This is a genomic window from Desulfonauticus autotrophicus, from assembly GCF_055381725.1.
Genome location: NZ_AP042395.1, coordinates 1,082,176 through 1,101,261 on the forward strand (window position 1 = coordinate 1,082,176; position 19,086 = coordinate 1,101,261).

Annotated in this window: 18 protein-coding genes and 2 pseudogenes; 12 read left to right on the plus strand and 8 right to left on the minus strand. The window is 35.3% G+C overall.

Annotated features, from left to right (window positions below; genetic code table 11):
- The first annotated feature begins 169 nt into the window (after window positions 1–169).
- From ACZ42F_RS06250 to ACZ42F_RS06260, 3 genes are all read left to right on the plus strand, one after another.
- Window positions 170–988: a hypothetical protein gene (locus ACZ42F_RS06250; protein WP_464280142.1), complete on the plus strand. Its 819-nt coding sequence runs from the start codon at window positions 170–172 to the stop codon at window positions 986–988.
- Window positions 989–1,035: 47 nt separating this feature from the next.
- Window positions 1,036–1,221, plus strand: coding sequence for a hypothetical protein (locus ACZ42F_RS06255; protein ID WP_464280143.1), 186 nt, complete (start codon window positions 1,036–1,038; stop codon window positions 1,219–1,221).
- Window positions 1,222–1,285: 64 nt separating this feature from the next.
- Window positions 1,286–3,517: an FAD-dependent oxidoreductase gene (locus ACZ42F_RS06260; protein WP_464280144.1), complete on the plus strand. Its 2,232-nt coding sequence runs from the start codon at window positions 1,286–1,288 to the stop codon at window positions 3,515–3,517.
- Here ACZ42F_RS06260 and ACZ42F_RS06265 read toward each other — a convergent pair.
- A complete protein-coding gene (locus tag ACZ42F_RS06265; protein ID WP_464280145.1) occupies window positions 3,510–4,067 on the minus strand; it encodes a TerC family protein in 558 nt (185 codons plus the stop codon). The genes ACZ42F_RS06260 and ACZ42F_RS06265 overlap by 8 nt on opposite strands.
- A complete protein-coding gene (locus ACZ42F_RS06270; protein ID WP_464280146.1) occupies window positions 3,991–4,221 on the minus strand; it encodes a TerC family protein in 231 nt (76 codons plus the stop codon). The genes ACZ42F_RS06265 and ACZ42F_RS06270 overlap by 77 nt, the downstream gene beginning before the upstream one ends.
- Before the next feature lie 183 nt (window positions 4,222–4,404).
- Here ACZ42F_RS06270 and ACZ42F_RS06275 point away from each other — a divergent pair.
- Window positions 4,405–5,558: pseudogene (locus ACZ42F_RS06275) on the plus strand (aminopeptidase).
- Here the strand turns inward: ACZ42F_RS06275 and ACZ42F_RS06280 are convergent.
- From ACZ42F_RS06280 to ACZ42F_RS06305, 6 genes are all read right to left on the minus strand, one after another.
- Window positions 5,555–6,229 carry a phosphoadenosine phosphosulfate reductase family protein gene (locus tag ACZ42F_RS06280; RefSeq protein ID WP_464280147.1) on the minus strand — a complete coding sequence of 225 codons (675 nt, stop codon included), beginning with the start codon at window positions 6,227–6,229 and terminating at the stop codon, window positions 5,555–5,557. The pseudogene ACZ42F_RS06275 and the gene ACZ42F_RS06280 overlap by 4 nt on opposite strands.
- Window positions 6,195–7,049, minus strand: a complete 855-nt coding sequence (locus ACZ42F_RS06285; RefSeq protein WP_464280148.1) for a GGDEF domain-containing protein — start codon at window positions 7,047–7,049, stop codon at window positions 6,195–6,197. Before ACZ42F_RS06285 ends, ACZ42F_RS06280 begins: the two co-directional genes overlap by 35 nt.
- 89 nt (window positions 7,050–7,138) lie before the next feature.
- Complete coding sequence (locus ACZ42F_RS06290; protein ID WP_464280149.1) at window positions 7,139–7,372, minus strand: hypothetical protein; 234 nt, start codon at window positions 7,370–7,372, stop codon at window positions 7,139–7,141.
- Between the two features lie 211 nt (window positions 7,373–7,583).
- On the minus strand, window positions 7,584–8,207 hold the full coding sequence (locus ACZ42F_RS06295; RefSeq protein ID WP_029968651.1) for a cytochrome b/b6 domain-containing protein: 624 nt from the start codon (window positions 8,205–8,207) through the stop codon (window positions 7,584–7,586).
- Window positions 8,208–8,216: 9 nt separating this feature from the next.
- Window positions 8,217–9,806 carry a tetrathionate reductase family octaheme c-type cytochrome gene (locus ACZ42F_RS06300; RefSeq protein ID WP_464280150.1) on the minus strand — a complete coding sequence of 530 codons (1,590 nt, stop codon included), beginning with the start codon at window positions 9,804–9,806 and terminating at the stop codon, window positions 8,217–8,219.
- A 71-nt stretch (window positions 9,807–9,877) separates the two neighbouring features.
- Window positions 9,878–11,191 carry a M23 family metallopeptidase gene (locus tag ACZ42F_RS06305; protein WP_464280151.1) on the minus strand — a complete coding sequence of 438 codons (1,314 nt, stop codon included), beginning with the start codon at window positions 11,189–11,191 and terminating at the stop codon, window positions 9,878–9,880.
- Window positions 11,192–11,526: 335 nt separating this feature from the next.
- Between ACZ42F_RS06305 and ACZ42F_RS06310 the strand changes: the two are divergent.
- The 8 genes and pseudogenes from ACZ42F_RS06310 to tssA all read left to right on the plus strand — a co-directional run.
- Window positions 11,527–11,931, plus strand: a pseudogene (locus tag ACZ42F_RS06310) (type VI secretion lipoprotein TssJ); the annotation flags it as partial.
- Window positions 11,932–12,004: 73 nt separating this feature from the next.
- A complete protein-coding gene (gene tssK, locus ACZ42F_RS06315) occupies window positions 12,005–13,369 on the plus strand; it encodes a type VI secretion system baseplate subunit TssK (protein ID WP_464280152.1) in 1,365 nt (454 codons plus the stop codon).
- Between the two features lie 10 nt (window positions 13,370–13,379).
- On the plus strand, window positions 13,380–14,036 hold the full coding sequence (locus tag ACZ42F_RS06320) for a DotU/TssL family secretion system protein (protein WP_464280153.1): 657 nt from the start codon (window positions 13,380–13,382) through the stop codon (window positions 14,034–14,036).
- A gap of 349 nt (window positions 14,037–14,385) precedes the next feature.
- Entirely contained in the window at window positions 14,386–15,675 is a 1,290-nt protein-coding gene (locus ACZ42F_RS06325; RefSeq protein ID WP_464280154.1) for a type VI secretion protein IcmF/TssM N-terminal domain-containing protein, read from the plus strand.
- Window positions 15,656–16,051: a hypothetical protein gene (locus ACZ42F_RS06330; RefSeq protein ID WP_464280155.1), complete on the plus strand. Its 396-nt coding sequence runs from the start codon at window positions 15,656–15,658 to the stop codon at window positions 16,049–16,051. Before ACZ42F_RS06325 ends, ACZ42F_RS06330 begins: the two co-directional genes overlap by 20 nt.
- Before the next feature lie 117 nt (window positions 16,052–16,168).
- Window positions 16,169–16,489: a hypothetical protein gene (locus tag ACZ42F_RS06335; RefSeq protein ID WP_464280156.1), complete on the plus strand. Its 321-nt coding sequence runs from the start codon at window positions 16,169–16,171 to the stop codon at window positions 16,487–16,489.
- A gap of 241 nt (window positions 16,490–16,730) precedes the next feature.
- Complete coding sequence (locus ACZ42F_RS06340; RefSeq protein ID WP_464280157.1) at window positions 16,731–17,525, plus strand: hypothetical protein; 795 nt, start codon at window positions 16,731–16,733, stop codon at window positions 17,523–17,525.
- 7 nt (window positions 17,526–17,532) lie between these two features.
- Window positions 17,533–19,086: a type VI secretion system protein TssA gene (gene tssA, locus ACZ42F_RS06345; RefSeq protein ID WP_464280158.1), complete on the plus strand. Its 1,554-nt coding sequence runs from the start codon at window positions 17,533–17,535 to the stop codon at window positions 19,084–19,086.

The following is a 19,086-nucleotide window of genomic DNA, read 5'->3' on the forward strand; positions in this document are numbered from 1 at the left end:
AATATAAAGGAAAAGAAGAAAAAATAAATGCAGACATAAACCAGATATTAAAAACTTATAACCTAAAAAATATAGAAGAAATAGAAAGAAGAAAAAAGAGATTGAAAGAAAACAAATAGAAATAGATAACATAGTTTCAACCATAAGAACCATTTTAAATGAAAAAAAATTGGCTCTATTTAGAGATGAAATAAATAAAATTATACAAAAAAAAGAAGAATTAGAAAAAAGTTTAAATTTAAAAGAAAAAATAAAAGAAAGCTTAGAAGAAATAGAAAAAGAAATAAAAATAAGAATAGAAAATCTACAAAGTAAAAATCTTTTAAATAAAAATTTAAATGAAGAAATAAGTAAACTCTCTTCTGAGTTAAACTATCTCTCAAGAACCCAAGAAACTGTGGCAGAAGAAATTAACAAGCTGGGATTGGAATTAGAGCAAAGCAAGCTCAATCTTGAAAGCTTACAACAAAATGCCCTTTTACTGGATATGGGTATAAAAAACATAAAAAAGGAAGAAGAAAGGCTAAGTCAGGAACTAAAAAAATATTCAACTGACCCGACAGAAGAACTAAAAAACACAGAAAAAAAACTGGAAGAATTACAAAATAAATATGGACAGATAAGTAGGGAACTAGAAAGGGCTAAATGGAACCTGGAACATTTAAGCAAAGAAAACATTTACATCAAGCTGGCCCAAAAAGAAGAAGAGCAAAGAAAACTGGAAAAAGAAAAGGAAAGAGAGCAAACCAAAATGCAGGCCATAGCCCTTTTATTCAGGGGCATAAATCAACTCAGGGAAAAACAAGCCCAGGAACTCATTCCCGACCTGCAAAAAAAGGCCTCTGCTTATTTTCACCAGATAAACGGCAGGCCAGGAACAATTGAACTTGATTCCCAGCTTACTCCTCAGGGAGTTATAAATTCTACTTTTAACCTGGGCTTAAATTTTCTCTCTGGAGGAGAAAAGAGCAAATTTTCCTTGCCCTGAGATTAGCTCTGGCTGACTTTCTCTCCCAACAAGAACCCCAACTTCTGGTGCTGGACGATGCCCTGCCCTACACAGATAAACAAAAATTAGCCAATTTTTTTCAACTGGTAGAAAAGCTAAGTACTCGTATTCAATTTATTTTTCTTACCTGTCACCCGGAAAGGTTTGAAAATCTTCCAGCTACTTTCTGGAACCTGGAAGAGATTAAGTTGACAGGCAGCCATAAAAGTTAATACTAACAACCTTCATTCTACCTAAGGAGTATGCCATGAAAAAAATAGCTATTTTTCTCTGTGATTGTGGAAACAATTTAGCCGAAAAATAGATTTTGACCTGTTAGAAAGTACTTTAACAACTTATGAGCATGTAGAGAAAGTTTTTAGATTCTCCCTTTTATGCAAAAAAAACAAACAAGAATTAGAGCATCTAAAAGGAAAATTTACCCACCTTCTTATAGGCGCCTGCTCAGAAAGGTCTTCCCTTACCTTTACAGAAGATAGGATTTATCAACTTTTAGATTACTTAGAAATAAATAGGGGACATTTTGAAAGCGTAAACCTAAGGGAACAATGCGTCTGGCATCACCCCAAAGCATCCAGAGAAGAGCTTACCTCCAAGGCTTTGGATATGTTTAATATTGCCTACACTAAACTTCTCTTCAATGAAAAGGCCTTAGACCTGCCTAAGTTTGCAGAAAAGGTCCTGGTAGTAGGCGGTGGTGTAGCAGGGCTTAGCGCCAGTTTAAACCTGGCCAAAATGGGCATTAAAACCACCCTGGTGGAAAGGGAAAAGTATCTAGGCGGAGTAGCCAGTAAAGTGCCCTTTCTCTGGCAATCTGAAGGCAGTTATGGTTTTTGTACCAGTGAATGTGTGCTTCCTGTCCTGGCCAGGGATGTACTTTTTGAGGAAAAGGTTACGCCCTTACTTTCTACAGAAATAGCCAGCATAGAAAAAAAACAAGGTAATTTTAAAGTAACTTTTCTGCAAAAAAACAATTTTGTAAATCCCAGCTTGTGTATTTCTTGTGGTAAATGCCAGGAAGTCTGTCCCGTAACCACGCCCAATCCTTTTGATTTTGGATTAACCCAAAAAAAGGCTATTGCTAAGGAAAACTTCCTTCTCTTACCAGATACTTACTCTTTAGATCCAGAAAACTGCACCTTTTGTGGAGAATGTGCGCAAATCTGTCCCACTAAGGCCATAGACTTAAAGGCAGAAAACCAATTAAGCACAGATACCTTTGGAGCCCTTATTCTGGCCACTGGTTTTGAAGCCAAATTGCCTCCAGACATCTCCTTTGAGCCAAATCATCCCAAAATTATTACTTTTACTCAGTTTGAACGCCTGGCTGCCAATCGTTTTTTTGGCCGTCCACCCCTTAGTGTGGTCTTTGTGCTTTGCCAAAAGGAACATACCGGCCATTGTTCCAGACTTTGCTGTACTATTGCGGCCAAACACGCCTTTCGCATGGCTTCCTTTTTTATGGGCACAGAAACCAGAGTAATCTATCAAGACTTTAAACCCATAGGAAGAAGTGGAGAATTTTTCTACAAGCAGGCCCAAGAAAAAGGCGTGGAGTTTATCAAAACCAGAATTAAAACAATTGAAGGAGAGGAGTGGTTAACCCTTACTACTGAAGAAGGAGAAGAAATAGAGGCAGATCTGGTGGTAATGGCTGAGCCCCTTTTGCCTCCAGAAATCTCTTTTTTAAAGGACCTAAAATTACTTACTGACGAGAAAAATTTCCCAGAAGAATTTCAACCCAAGATTATTAGACCTGGAGAAAGTTTAGTGGAGAGAGTCTTTTTAGCTGGTTCAGCCAGGGGAATAAAAGACGTGCAGGAAAGCATAGAATCAGGTGCCAATGCAGCCCTAAAAGCCAGCTTTGCCCTGCAAGGAAAAAAACAAAAATATGTCTCTCAAATTGACTTAGATAAATGCTCCCACTGCGGCCTATGTGTGCCCATCTGCCCTCATGGAGCCATTTTAAGCTCCAAAGATACTCCTTTTTTTATTGACCCTGGTTTTTGTAAAGGTTGTGGACTTTGTGTTAGTTCTTGCCCCTCCAGGGCCATTAACCTCAAAAACCTTACAGACTTACAAATCCTGGAAATGGCCAAAAAAGCCTTTGAACACGCCTTACCCTCTGAGCCCAAAATTCTGGCCTTTTTATGCTACTGGTGTTCCTATGCAGCTGGAGATTTAGTGGGTCCTAAAAAATTAGAGCTACCTTTAAACACCAGAACCATTCGGGTACGCTGCTCTGCTTCCCTCAATCCAGACCTGGCCCTGGAAATACTCACCTCTGGCTATGCAGATGGAGTCCTTATTGCAGGCTGCCCTCCTAAAAATTGCCACCATCTCTGGGGCAATTACCTGGAAGATAGAAGGGTAAAACTGCTCAAAGGGACCTTAAGTACTCTGGGACTGCCAAAGGAAAGCTTACGCTTTGAGTATATCGGGGTAACCCTTTCTGACAAGCTAGCTAAGGTGCTTAAAAGCATGAGTAAAAATATCAACCTCAGCTAGATTTTAACATTTTTCTCTTTTTTATTTTTAAGTTTAAAATTTCTACAAAAAGAGAAAAAATCATGGCAAAATAGATATAGCCCCTTTCAATATGTTTTCCTAAGGCTTCTGCTATTAAGGAAACACCAATTAAAAGTAAAAAAGAAAGGGCCAAAATTTTAAATGTGGGGTGTAATTGTAAAAAGGAATTTAACTTTTCCGCAAAAAACATCATTATAGCTACAGATAAAATAATAGCTAAAACCATAACCCAGATTTCCTTTGCCATAGCTAAAGCAACAATAATTGAATCTAAAGAAAATACCACATCCATAAAAACTATTTCTAATAGAATAATTAGCAAAGAATGTCTTTGTTTATTCTTTTTAAATTCTTGTACTCCTTCTAGACGAAGATGTATTTCTTTTGTCCCTTTATACAATAAAAACACTCCACCTATACAGAAAACTATATTTCTAATGGAAACAGGAAATTTACCAATAAAAAACAAAGGAGAAGCAAGATGCAAAAAATAAGCCAGGACAAAAAGCAAAAGAATTCTGGAAATCATTGCAGCCAGTAATCCCAAATCTTCTTGCTCTGGGCTGAGATTTTGCTGGCAATTTTTCTGAAACTACAGAGATAAAAACAAGGTTATCAATACCCAAAGCTACTTCCATTAAGGTGAGACTAAATAAAGCCACTATTGTTTCCCAACTAAGCATGTGTTTTATCCTCCTTTTCTCTCTAAAATCTGTTGACAAAATTTAAGTTAACTTTAAGGCAATATCCTTTCTTGCACTTTATTCAGGATAACTATAAGATTAAACCCTACTTTTTCAAAGGAGAAAATTCATATGTTTACCCAAGAGGAACTACAAAAATACGCTCAGGTTCTTATCTGGGGAATGGAAAAGGCTAGAAGCACTAAGTTTTCCCCCCAAGATATAGTCTTGATAAGAACCGATAAAGCTGCTTTACCTTTAGCCAATATCCTTTTGCAGGAGCTTTTGCAAAAGGATTTAAATCCCCTAGTTCGCATAAACTATCCACCAGAACTGGAAAAGACCTTTTTTGGTCAGGCCCGGGACTTTCAGCTTACCTTTAAAGTGCCAGGAGAAGAAGAGCTCTATTCCAACTTAAATGGTCTGATTTCCCTTTTGGCACCCGAATCCCTCACTCACCTACAAAGTGTAAACCCAGAGTCCATTGGCAAATTTGCTCTGGCCAAAAAATACTTAAGAGACATTTTGGAAAAGAGAGAAAATCAAGGGTTATTTGGTTGGACCTTATGCCTTTATCCTACAGATGAACTGGCTAATAAGGCTGGCCTATCCCTTGCTGAGTATACTCAAGAGATTAAAAAAGCAGTATTTCTGGAGACAGAAAATCCCAGTCAAAAATGGGAAACCATTTTTAGACAAAGTGAAACAATTAAAAGCTGGCTAAATTCTCTGGCCATAGAATATGTGGAAGTACGCTCAAAACATACGCAACTCAAAGTGTTTATAGGTGAAAACAGACGCTGGATTGGGGTCTCCGGCCACAACATCCCCAGTTTTGAAATTTTTCTTTCTCCTGATTTTCGCTTTACTGAAGGCACTTACTTTGCAGACCAACCTTCTTATAGAAGTGGCAATTTAGTAGAAGGTGTAAAGCTTACTTTTAAACAGGGAAAGGTAGTCAGAAGTAAAAGCGAAAAGGGAGAAGAATTTGTTCGCAAACAACTAGAAATGGATGCAGGAGCTAGTTATTTGGGAGAGTTTTCTCTAACTGATAGAAGATTTTCACCAATAGGCAAGTTTATGGCCAATACCCTTTTTGACGAAAATTTTGGAGGAAAGTTTGGCAACTGTCATATAGCAGTAGGAGCTTCCTATGCAGATACCTATGCTGGCAATCCCCAGGAACTAACGCCTGAAAAAAGAAAGAACTGGGTTTTAATGAATCAGCCTTGCACTGGGACCTGGTAAATACAGAGGATAAAGAAGTAATTGCTCACTTAAAAAATGGAGAAAAAATAACCATTTACAAGGAAGGGGAATTTCAGGTAAAACTTTAAAAATAACCCAGGCTGGTGAGATAGGCTAGCTTTTCTTCCTTTTCCCTATCTCTACCAGCCCTTTCCTCTCCACCTGTCACCATCTTGGTACAGGGAATACAGCCTAAAGAACGATATCCTTTCTCATATAAGGAACAAAAAGGGACATTTTCTTTATACAAAAAGGTCCAGATATCCAGCTCTGTCCAATCTAAAATGGGATTTACCTGTAAATAATCAGGATTTTCTCTTTGTTCTTTATAGTCTCTCTGTTTTCTAAATCTATGTTCGTCTCTTCTAAGACCTGTAAGTAAGACCTCTATACCTAAAGTCTTAATGCTTTGCTTTAAGGGTACAATCTTTAAGTCATAACAACACTTCACCTTATCTTTAGCTATCTCATAGTGCAATAAGTTCACGTCTGGCTTGGCAATATGTAATTCTATATTCCAAAGAAGACTTATCTCTTCTCTAAAAGCAACTATCTCCGGGAATTTAAGACCTGTATCTATGCTAAGAGCCTTTACTTTATTTATATTTTTCTTTTCTAAAAGATTCTTCCATAGATATAATACTGTGGTTGAATCCTTGCCTCCTGTCCAGGAAACAAAAATTTTATCCTCAGGATAAGAACGCAATATATTTTCTAGCAACTCATTACTTTTGGCTATCTTGTCTTCCAGACTCAACACCACTAAAATCTCCCAATATCCTGCCTTTCCCTTCCATTTTGGCTTTGTAAAGCAAATTGTCTGCTCTTTTAATGATTTCACTCACACTGTCAATATCAGGGAACAAACTTATACATCCTCCGCTAAAGCTAAGTTTTACTTCTTTGCCTGCAATATTGGTCAACTCCTTCAACCCCCTAAGCATTCTCTTACCGACTTCCAGACTTTTAAATAAATCTGAATTTAAAAGCAAAACGCAAAATTCATCTCCTCCATAACGGAAAATAACATCATTATCTCTCAGGTAAGAACGCATAACTTTACCTATTTCTTTTAAAACCAAATCTCCAAAATCATGTCCATATTCATCATTGATTTTTTTAAAATCATCAAGGTCAAAAAACATTATAGATGTGGAAATTTTATGCCTTTTATAAGTAGCTATAGCTTCTCGAAACCTCATCTCCATATACCTTCTATTATAAAGACCTGTTAAGTAGTCAACAAAGGAAGACTTTTCTAATTTCTTATTAGCTAACTCTAATTCTTTTTTTTGTTTATCAAGATCTCTCAATAACAAAAAATTGTTTCTATCTAACTTTTCTATTAAAAATCCAGCATATACAGAGCAAATAAGGGAAAATATCAAAAAAGAAACATCTATAATGATATATTCAATATCAAGATGAGGATTATAAAATAAACCAGCTAAATAAACTCCCCAAATAGCTAAAACAGATATGTTTACATAATCAACCAAAATCCGAGAAAAAGTATAGGAGTAAATAAAGACCAAAATAAGTCCAATAAAATGTAAATGGGCTTTATGGTCTATAGACATATTTGTTATATAAATAATGCTAAATCCTACCACAAATACAATAAAAGAAACTAGATAAGGAAGCCAGTTTTTAAAATAATCAGAAAAACTTAAAATAAAAATTGGAAAAAAAGAAAAAGTAAAAGCACTCCCTTGATTAACCAGGCCAGGGGATAAATATCTGGAGTTAAGATGGGATCAATCAAGAAAAAGAAAGAATAAATCAGAGCACCCAACAAGAGGGACAGGCGAATATATTTTATATTATAATATTGGCGGAACTCTTCCTCCAATTTAGAATCCTTAAATCTTAAGTAAAAAGAAGGAAACTTAAGTTTCTGCATAAATATTTTACATAAACATCTGTTATCAAAAGAAAAAAAGATACCACCCACTACTTATTGTTAATATATAACCTGATTTTTAAACTATGTATAGGGTTTATTTATAGATGTTGTGCTATTTTTTGAAAAAAGACAAACTATCTGAAACAAAACCTATAAAAAAAGGAAGGTCAAAAGACCTTCCTTTTCACAATTTACTGAAAGGGTTTTATTATTTTGTCCTAACTTCCCAGGTGGCAACTTCTTCTTCTTTTTCCACCTCTTCATACCCTGTAAACATGGCCTTAATGTGGGTGAAAATAGTCTCTCCAGTTGTGGTCATGTAAATGTGTACAATCAAAAAAATGAAAAAGGCAAAAGCCCCTGCTGTATGCAGATAAGCAATACTATCCAAAGACAACTTTATATTCCATTCAGTCCATTTGTTGTAATAATAATACAAAAATCCAGTAATAATTTGAAAAGGAACCAGAAAAGAGACTATCATTAAATAGGTAATCCTTTGCAAGGGATTGTGTTTACTTTCTGTTTTGGGTACAGGATGAGGCTTGCCCCTAAAAATATCAAAAAGATAATAGCGTACAACTTCCAAAAGTTTTCTGTAAGTGGGCAGATATTGCTTCCACTCTCCTGTGGTAATAAGCCAGAAAACAATAAAAGCATATAAGATTAACAAAGACCAGGCACAAAAGTTATGTACCTGAAAAGCCTTTTTAAACCCAAGCCAGACATAACTTCCATGTATTTCCAGGCCTGTCATTAATAAAATTATAATCAAAAGGGCCTGAACCCAGTGCCAAAAACGTTCAAAACGGGTATAGAGATATATTTTCATCTCTTCCTCCTAGTCCTTTTTATAAAAAATTCTAAGTAAGCCATGAATCAACACTCCCAACAAAGCAGCTACCACTCCACTCCAACCAAGTACATCTAAAACCTGTAGAGAATCCCTTCCTGGCATGTAAAAACCAGTCAGTTTCTTTAATCTGCCATTCTTGGAGTGACATTCATTACAATTTAAAGCCTTTTCCTTAGGAGCAACCATGTGAGTAGTAGGAAAGTAATACTCTGTCTCCACAAAAGAGTATTTTCCACTATAGGGAAGTTCAGCGTACTTCATTCCAGCTTCAATGGCTGCACCCCAGTCAAAATTTTTCCAATAGGCCTTGGATTCTTTGGAGCCAAAAAGATGAGGTACAACAAAGGTATTGTTTATAGGATCAAAGGGTTGCTTTCCTCTATGGACTTTAAAGGGATAAATTCTGGACTTGGGATCATCCTTACTGCCTATAACCCGGTTAATCTTAATAGGTTGTTTTTGAGGATCTACCTTATCTGTAAGCAAGATATAATCCATGGAGCCATTAAACCACAGGTATTCAGGCACCACATTTTTCTTCCAGACAAATTCTCCTTTTAAGGAGTTATATTTATGTTTTCCCAATTCATCTTCTACTGAATAGGGTTTACCATTTTTTAGCTTTCCAGCCTTGGACCAATCCCAATACATCTTTGTGGGCAATTTTCTGGCAAAAGTGGGAATATGACAACTCTGACAGGCAACTTTATCCGTGTGATCGTTTAGTTTGGCCATGTTTTTGTGAGGAGTGGCTGAATGGCAGGATTCACAGGCAATTCGCTTAATCTGGTCGTCTTCCAGCAAGCTTTTTCTCTCTCTAAAAGCAGGTTGTTTATAACACCTGCCTGCAATTTTATGGGCCTCTGTGCTATGGCAGCGTACACAGGTAAAGTTAGCACCCTTGGGACTCATGTGGACATCCAGGTCCCTGGAAGGGTTAAACATGGAAGAATCCAGGTCTCCGTGCTTTACGCCATCACCTCCACCTCCAAAAAAGTGACAGGTACCACAATTATAACGCGTAGGCCTGCCCACACTCTGGGCAATGGTTTTATAATCAGGTGGATAAAAGGTCTTTTGACCAAATTTTTTGGGTTCAGATACAGGATAACCAGCTAAGGTAGGGAACTTTTTATAGGTGCCAGTCTGGTCATGGCAGACCAGGCAATCCACTTTATCCTGCCTGGAAAAATCAAAATGCCTATCTTTCCAGCCAAAACCAGCATGACAGGAAGTGCATCTGGGCTCATTACTCCAAATGGAAATGCAGTAATTGTTAAAAGTCAGCCCCCCCTTACCCATTTTTTTCTCCGGGTCATAAGGACAAAGCCAGGTCCAGTGGATAGTCTTTTGCATCTGTTTGGCCGCTTCATTATGACAGGAAAGACAGGCAGCAATAACCTCTTCCGGGGTTTTAAAATCTTGGTTTAAAATTTTGTGCTTGCTGTGATCTGCGGTAATCCAGTGTACAGGTTCTTTGGGACCTGCCTGCACCTTCTTTTCCTCAGCACTTAAAGCAAGCCCGCTAAATAGACCCAGCCAAAATACAATCAAAAAGGTAAACTTTTTGCCCATATCCCTACCTCCTACAACTTCCTTTTGGAGATAAGGATAAACACAAATAAGTAATCAAAGTCAACTTTTTTTTACTTCTGCGTAAGTAAGGAATCCAGGCGGGGTTGCAAAGAAGCAATATGTTTTAAATAAGAATCCATTTCCTTTTTAGAAATAGGAGTGGTAGGAGTGGACTTTAATGTCAAGGGGTTTATATACAGACCATTTTTTTTCACTCTAAAATCCAAATGCGGCCCTGTAGCATAGCCTGTCTTACCCACATAACCAATAACTTGCCCCTGTTTTACTTTTTTACCTGTTTTCATGGCCCTGGCAAATCTACTCATATGGTTATAAATGGTCTCATAACCATTTTTATGCCTGATTTTAATAAACTTACCAGCAGCTTTATCCCAACCTATCTGCACTATCACCCCATCTCCCACACTTTTTATGGGTGTACCTAAGGGAGCTGCATAATCCACTCCCTGATGGGGCCTAACCACCTTTAAGATGGGATGTTTTCTATGTAAGGAATACCCTGAAGATATCCTGCTAAAGGCAAGGGGAGCTTTTAAAAAGGCCTTTCTCAAAGAACGACCCTGTAAGTCAAAATAATCTTCTCTATTTCCTGTCCTATAATAAAAAGCATAAAAAGGCTTGCCCTGATTAATAAATTTGGCTGCCAGAATTTTACCATAACCAGCAAACTGGTTTTGCCTGTATCTTTTCTCCACCAAAACCACAAAACTATCTCCAGGCCAGATATCTCGAATAAAATCTATATCCCAGCCAAAAATATTAGCCAGATTAATGGCCAGGGCAGGCTCTTCTCCTGCCTTTTTCACAGCCAAAAACAAACTATCTTCTATTGTGCCCTGAACTAAAACTTCTTTTACTTCATAGTGAATTTTCTTTAAGCTAATCTCAAAATTTCCTCTGGAAATAAGTACACTTAAAACATTATTCTCATCAATTTCATAATCAAAGCCTACCAAAGTGTTATCTCTAAAAAGCAACCTATACTTATGCCCTACCCTTAAATCTTCCAGGGAATAATAAGGCCTGGCCCTGTTTACCAGAGCATAAATCTCTTCTACTCCAAGATACTCTCCCAGAAGAGAGATCAAATTATCTCCTGCAACTATACTTGCTTCTTTTACTACAACTTCCTGCAAGGGCTTAAAAGCAGTATCTTCTTTTAAAGCTAGGGTATGTGCTTTCTCTAAATCTGGCCTGGGAGGAAGGCTGGCTTCAATATTGGAGCTAACAGGAAAGAAAAAATAAAAATAAAAAACAGCAATCCCACAAATGCCTGCCATTAGCCACCAGAGCTTCTTGGCAGGAGCCTTGCGCCTGAGTTTAAGCCTTTTTAACCTCACCCTTGGCTTATTATATCCAATCAAAATCATTAACTCCTTTTTAAAAATCCTTCTAAATCCAGAAGTTAAGTTATTTTTTTAAAAAAAGTCAAGAATCAAAAATAGTTATTTTTACCTTGATATTTTTCTGCAACAATATCAACCAGCTAGCCTAATAAATTTTATTTTTTAATAATTATGACAAAAAAGTTTAAATATCTTAAGTTTAAGTTTACACTTAAAAACTTTTAGCTTGTTTTTAAAAACCAATTGACTTTTTAGCATCTTTTGTTTACTTCAAAAGTAAAGAAGTGGTGATAAGCGGTGATAAAAAAGAGTATCTATTTCTTCTTTATTTTTAGCTTTTTTTTAGTGCTTGTTCAAAACCACCTACACCTATTCCTAACTGGAATTTCAAAGAAAAAGCAATAACTATTGAATATCAAGCTAATCCCAATCTAAACTATTATGACAATTTCCCCCATTCTTTACTAGTAGTAATCTGCCAGCTAGATGATCCCAACAATTTCAAAAAACTATCTTCTTACAAAGAAGGCCTGCTAAAAATTTTAAATCAGAATTTACAAGATAACAATGTCCTTACTTATAAGAGGATATTTATTGAGCCAGGAAGTAAGGATAAAATAGTCTTAGATAGAGTAAAAGACGCGCAATGGTTGGCCATAGTTGCTGCTTACTACAATTTAGAACCAACCAAAACCACTTTGTTTATTCAAATACCTTACAAACTAAAGAAAAAGGATTTTTTTCTAGAGAAAAAATAGCAATCATACCAGACCTCAACTTAAAATTAATTTTTACTGAAAATAGCCTGCAAGAGTTAAAGGAGACTACTCAATGAATTTTTCTCCAGTATTTTGGTTCCAGGGTCTTTTTTTACAGCCTCAACACTTTCAACAGCAAGAAATATACATCCAAAAGATAAATGCTTACCAGCTAGAAAACTTCAACTACTATTGGGGAATAAGTGAACTAAAGTTTAGAAAATCTTCCCTGGTAGAAAATCTTTTAGAAATAGAAAAGGTAAAAGCTCTTTTTCCAGATAAAACTTATGTAGATTATCCCCAAAATGCCATTCTTAGACCTCGCAGTCTCAAAAAATTGGATGGCACAAAAGAAACTTTGGTCTATCTTGGCTTAAAAAAATTAATGCCAGATAGTTCAAATGTAACTGAAGATATAGAAGAAGGGGTCATAGGTACTAGATTTGTTTCCTCTCCAGATCCCAGAGACGTAAAAGACATTTATTTAGCAGACTCTCCTGTAGCCAAGGTTAGGTTTTTGCAATATGTGCTAAATATTTTTTTTGAAGAGGAATTAGAGTCTTTAAATGACTATTACCTCCTTCCCCTGGCTAAAGTCAAAAAAGAAGAAAAGGGATGGACTATTACTTCTGATTTTCTTCCACCCTTACTTAATGTAAAAAACTTCTCTTATTTTTCTAATTTTTTACTACAGCTAAAAGAACACATCCTTTCTAAACTACAAACCTTGGAGGGTTATAAATTAAACAAAGACTCTCAACGCAATAATTTTGAAATAGGATATTTAAGATATCTTCTGGACCTTTTAGTGCTAAATAGAAATATTCCTTTGCTGGAGCAATTTATTCAAAGTAATAGCTTGCATCCCTTTAAATTATATTCTTACTTAAGCCAATTAGTAGGTGAGCTAAGTACCTTTACAGATAGAATAAATGCCTTAGGTATTACTTCTGAAAATAAAAAACTCTTGACTGGTTATCAACATAACAATCTCTACCAAAGCTTTTCAGAATTAATCTTACTCCTGGAGGAACTGTTAGATGCTATTGTCATTGGTGCAGAAAACATCTTAAGGTTGACTAGAAAAGAAGACTTTTTTGAGGTAAGTCTTCCTCTTAATCTATTGCAAGATAAGTTTAATTATTGTTTAGTAATTACCACCCAAGAAGAGAGCTCTATCCCCAGCTTGGAGTCCTTAGCCAAGATATCTACCAGTTCCCATCTAGAAACCTTAATTGCCCGGGCCTTACCTGGCCTTCCCTTCTTTCAGCGCACTTCTCCTCCACCAGGATTACCCAAAAAAGAACACACCTACTTTTTTGTTTTAGAAAAGGACTCCAAAATCTGGCCCAGGATTAAAGAAAGTGGAGACTTAGCCTTATATTGGGAGAATGCACCAGAAGATGCTTCTGTAGATCTAGTAATTTCTAAGCTATAGAGAATTTTTTATGAAAAATTTTAATTATTATGCAGAACTTCTAAGTTATACCCTATACTTGACTTCAAGAGAAGAAGAGTTCTCCTTTGATGAAATAAGTGAAAACTATAAAAAGCTTATTTCTCGCTCTCAAGAATTGGCTGAAAAAAACAATTTTACAGATTGGAAAGAGTATTTTTTTCCAATAGCTGCTTTTATTGATGAACAAATACTTTGCTCTAACCTTAAAGATAAGTCTAAATGGGTAAAAAATAAGTTACAAAAAACATTTTTTAACACTGATCAAGCGGGTGAAGAGTTTTTTCAAAAGTTAGAAAATATCCCTGACGAACAAAAGGATTTAAGAATATTGTACGAATTATGCCTGGCTTTGGGTTTTAAAGGTAAATATTATGATTCTATAACAGAAGGAAAGTTAGAGGACATAAAATATTCCAATTTAAAAAAACTAACTTCTAACCCCAATTTATCTTTACCCCAGTCTCTTTTTACTTCTTCTTACGAAAAAAACACTGCCAGGCAAAAAAGAAACTTTACTCCCTGGAAAGGAAACTCCTGGAAGACCTGGATAATAATTATTCTTCCTCTTATAATCTTAATAGGCCTGTATTTATTTTATTCTTATGAATTAAATCTCTTAATAGATAATTATTTTAAGGGCATATGATAAAACTATTACTTAAAACCTTAAAAATACTTCTTATTCTTGTTTTCATAATATCAATCGGCTACCTATCTTACTTTATCACCCAAAAAATGTCCTGGCCCCAATGGTCTAGTCTGATACTTTTCACTTTTGGCTTAGCTTTGCTTTTTGGTATTTTCTTTTTGAAAAACTTTTTCTTCGAAAAAGAGAAAAAAAATTCATTAAACACATTATTGAACACGATACTACAGCTATTCAAGATTCACCTCATCCTCAGCGCTTAAAACTAGAAGAGCTTCAAGCCCACTGGAAAGAATCTATAGAAAAGCTACAAAACTCTCATCTAAGGAAATATGGCAATCCCCTATATGTGCTGCCCTGGTTTTTGGTTTTAGGTGAGTCTAGAAATGGTAAGACCTCTGCCATAAAAAATGCCAGGCTTAGTTCTGCCCTAACAGAGGTAAGCAAAGCTAGTGGTATTTATGGTACTCGAAACTGCGATTGGTGGTTTTTCAAAGAAGCTATTATTTTAGATACTGCTGGTAGATACGCTGTGCCCATTGAAGAAGGTCCTGATTTAGAAGAATGGAAAGAATTTCTCCTGCTTTTAAGTAAATATCGCAAAAAAGAACCCTTAAATGGCGTCATTGTAGTTATTGCAGCGGATAAACTCCTTCAAAACTCTCCTGAAGAATTAAAGGAGATAGGACAGAGTTTAAGACAAAGAATTGACCATATGATGCAAACCATGGGCGCCAAGTTTCCTGTTTATGTGCTTATTACCAAAATGGACCTGGTGTATGGTTTTACGGACTTCACCAGCATGTTACCTGAAAAGGCCCTTGAACAGGCCATGGGATATACCAATTCCAACCTCCATGCCACCTCTAAAGAAGTACTGGATCTGGCTAAAGAGGATATTGAAAACAAGTTAAATGAACTACTTCTCATCCTGGCCCATAAAACTTCTCCTCTAAAGCCTGGCGCTTTTACTTTTACTTTAGAAATGGAAAAGCTTTTAAACAAGCTTTCCTTTTTCCTGAATGGTGTCTTTGAGGAAAATACCTATCAGGAAAATGCTCTTTTTAGAGGCATCTATTTTTCCAGTGCCTTAAGAGAAGGTCTACCCAACTCTGATTTTTTAACTACCACCAAGTTAAATCCAGAAAATACCCCAGGCAATCTACCTTCAAATAAGGGAATATTCCTAAAAGATTTTTTTCAAACCATCTTACCCCAGGACAGGAATCTCATTTTCCCTTTACCTTCTTTTCTAAGTTGGAAAAAATTGGTCAACAACTTAGGGACTGTTACCTATCTTTTGTTGATGCTTTCTCTAGGAAGCTTACTCTCTTTAGCTTTTTACCTAAATGTAAAAAGCATATCTTCTTTTAAGGAAGAATTTCCCCAGCTTCCCAACCTTACTTCTCAAATAATAGACAACCTTCTCCTCTTAGACAAAATGCGCTTAAAAATATTGGATATGGATCAACAAAACCAAAACTGGCTTATCCCCAGATTTGGACTAACTCAAAGCCTGATTGTAGAACAAAAATTAAAAGAGCACTACAGTTCTCTATTCAAAGAAGGCTTTTTAGAAAACTTTGACCGCTATCTAGATTTAAAAATATCCCAAATAGATGAAAATACCCCCCCCTGAAATTTTTGTAGATTACTTAGCTTTCGTAGCTCTACGCATGTCCATAATAAATGACAACTTACAAAATAAAGATAACTACTTAACTAAAGAATTTATCTATATTACTAATGATTTGTTTCAACAAAACAAGAATGATAAGAATATAAGCAGTTTGAGTTATACTTTTATAGATAACTATTATACATATCTTAATTGGAATAAAGATAAAACTTATTTTAAAGAAAAATTATCAATATATAAAAACTTATTAAGAAAACTCCTGAGTAAAAAAGGTAAAGATTTACTTTGGCTTATAGATAAAAATATAGCTAACTCTCCCAGAGTTCATTTAAACGACTTCTGGCAAGTAGAATACATAGGTTCTTATCAAAATTAAATATATGTATCTTCTGCTTATACTAAACAAGGAAGAGAAAATATAAAAAAATTTATTCAGTTAATAAAAAATGACACTCAATATACTGACCTAAAAACAGATATAGAATTAAAGGAAGTGCAATTCTGGAAATGGTATAAAAATCAATTTTATCAAAAATGGTACAATTTTATTCAAAATTTTAATATTGCTCTATCTAGAATCAACTCTGAAGAAAGCTGGAAAGAACTGGCAGAGACAATGACTAAAAATTATAATCCTTACTTTCTGCTTTTGGATAAAGTTATTGAGGAAATTAATGCTCTGGAAAAGGATATTGGAAACCAAAAAGCTCCCTACTGGGTAAAAGAGTTAAAGAAAATATATAAAGTAAAAGAAAAATCTACAGAATTAACCCAAAAAAAAACAGGGTTCTATCCTGGCTTCCTTAAAGTCTAAAGCACAAAATCTAACAAAAGATGTTACTCAAGAAGTAGATGAAAAACTTGCTCAAGAAGAGTTACAATTAATTGAAAGAGCAAAAGCCTTTTTAGATTACCTTCAATCCCTGAACATAAGTATTAGTGTAGCTACAGAGCAAGAAGCCTTTGAAGAATATAAAAAGACCTTTCTGGCAGACGCTCTGGATAAGAGCGAGTTAGTTACTGCCTATAAAAAATATTATCGTTTCAAGCTTTCTATGAATCCTTACCCTGATACAAGCTATGTCTATGACTTAGTCTTTGGCCCTCTAGACTTTCTGTTAGACTTTAGTTCAAGAAAGGCTAGTTGTTACTTGGAAAACAAATGGGAGCAGGATGTATTAAGTGTTGTTAAGGCAAGCGATGAAGATAGCCTTACTCAAAATCTATTTAAAAAGGATGAAGGAGCTCTCTGGAAATTTTACAATACTTACCTCACTCCTTTTATTATTGGTGGAGAAAATGGTTACAGACTAAAGCCAAATTTTAGAAAGATGTATCTTCCTTTTAATAAGGAAATTTTATCCCTTCTTCAAAAAAGTAACAGACTAAGTCTAAATCAAAAAGACAATTATTCTATAGAATTAACTACTATACCCATAGAGGTTAATACCAAAGCCAATGTAGTTCCTTATTATGTAAGTTTAAAAGTCAACTGCTCTGACACCAATTTTACTCTCAACAATTATAACTATTCTCAAACCTTAAAGTTTAACTGGTCTCCCCAAAAATGCGGTGATACCACCTTAAGTATAATTTTTTCTGATTTAAGTTTACACAAAAACTATCCTGGTTCTTTAGGTTTTGCCAGGTTCTTACAGGATTTTAAAAATGGGAGTAAAACTTTTTATCCTCAAGATTTTCCTTCTAATCAAGAATACTTAAAAAAAGCTAATATAAAATGGATAAAAATAGGTTATAAATTAAAAAATCAAGAAGATATCTTAAACTTACTTAATTCTACCCCAAAAACCATACCTCAAACAATTATTGAGTGTCCCTTTGAGGAGTAACTTAAATATGGATTTGGAAAATTTAGGCCAACTTCCCATAAGTGAAGATAAAAGAGCTGGAGAAGATGTTCGCTATGAACCTGAATACGAAGCAGTCCAGCAAGAAATAGACAAACTTTCTTCCCCTACAGCTACTACTCCTCCAGATTGGGAAAAAGTCGCCAAATTAAGTGAGTTAATCTTAAAAGAAAAATCCAAGGATTTAATTATTACTACCTACCTGGGGATTGCTCTTTTTCATCTACAAGGAATACAAGGTCTATTTATTGGCATAAAGATTTTACGTGATATACTTTATAACTTTTGGGATGAGCTATATCCTCCTAAAAAAAGAATGAAAGGAAGAAAAAATGCTTTAAACTGGTGGAAAGAAGAAATAGAAAAACGCTTAAAAATAGAACAAAAATATAAAATTGAACAAAATGAAAAGAAAGCCCTTTTAAAAAACCTTGAGGATATAGATAAATTTATTGCAGATAAGTTGCCAGATGGTCCTTCTTTTCTCAACTTAAAAGAAAACCTGGAAGAAATAATTACTGCCCCTTCAGAGAGTTCTATTCCCCCGCCTTCTCCACCTTCAAATCCACCTCCCTCTTCTCCACCACCTGATTTTTCTCAAAATCCCTCACCAGAACCTGCCACTGCTTCAGAACCAGCCGCAAGTGAAGAAAACTCCCAGGCCTTAATGGAGCAAGGATTTTCTCTCTTAAATAAAGCCAGCCTTATTATAGCTAAAGAAAAACCCTACTGGCCAGAGTTATTTAGATTAAACAGAATTGTAAGCTGGCTAAATATAGAAGATAAACCCATGGCTGAACAGGGAAAAACCTTATTACCACCTCCAGATCTAACTATTATAAACGCCCTGAAAAATCTCTATCAAAATCAAGACTGGCCAGCACTCCTAGAAACTGCTGAATCTTATGTGCCTCAATTCTTATTCTGGCTGGATCTGAGTCGTTATTCTAAAGAAGCCCTAGAGAATCTCGGACAAAACTTAGCTGCCAAAGCCATAGAACAGGAAGTAAAGTGGTTTCTAAACAAACTACCAGGGATAGAGCAGCTTTGTTTTTCAGATAATACTCCCTTTGCTGATACCAATACCCAAAAATGGTTAAAAACTTTAAATAAACCTGTCTCTAGTTCACTCCCCTTATCTGATATTACCAATCACGATGAACTTTTTAAAAAAATAGACACAATTTTTACCTCAATAAAAGAAAACATTAAATCCAAAGGACTGCAAGAAACTTTATTAAAATTACAAAAGGAAATATCTTTAACCCAAAGTAAAAGGGAAAAGATATTCTGGTATATAAAACTTGTAAATTTATTCTTGGAACAAAACCAAAATAAACTATATTTTCCATATGTTTACAAGATACTAAATTTTATAGCAAAGTATAAATTAGACGAATGGGAACCTGAATTAGCTGTACAAGGTCTGGTTGCTTGCCTTAAAGTATTACAAACCGGTAAAGATAACCATCAAGATATGCTAGAAAGTATTTACGATAAATTATCCTTACTTAACCCAGCAATAGTTTTAAATTTTTTATAA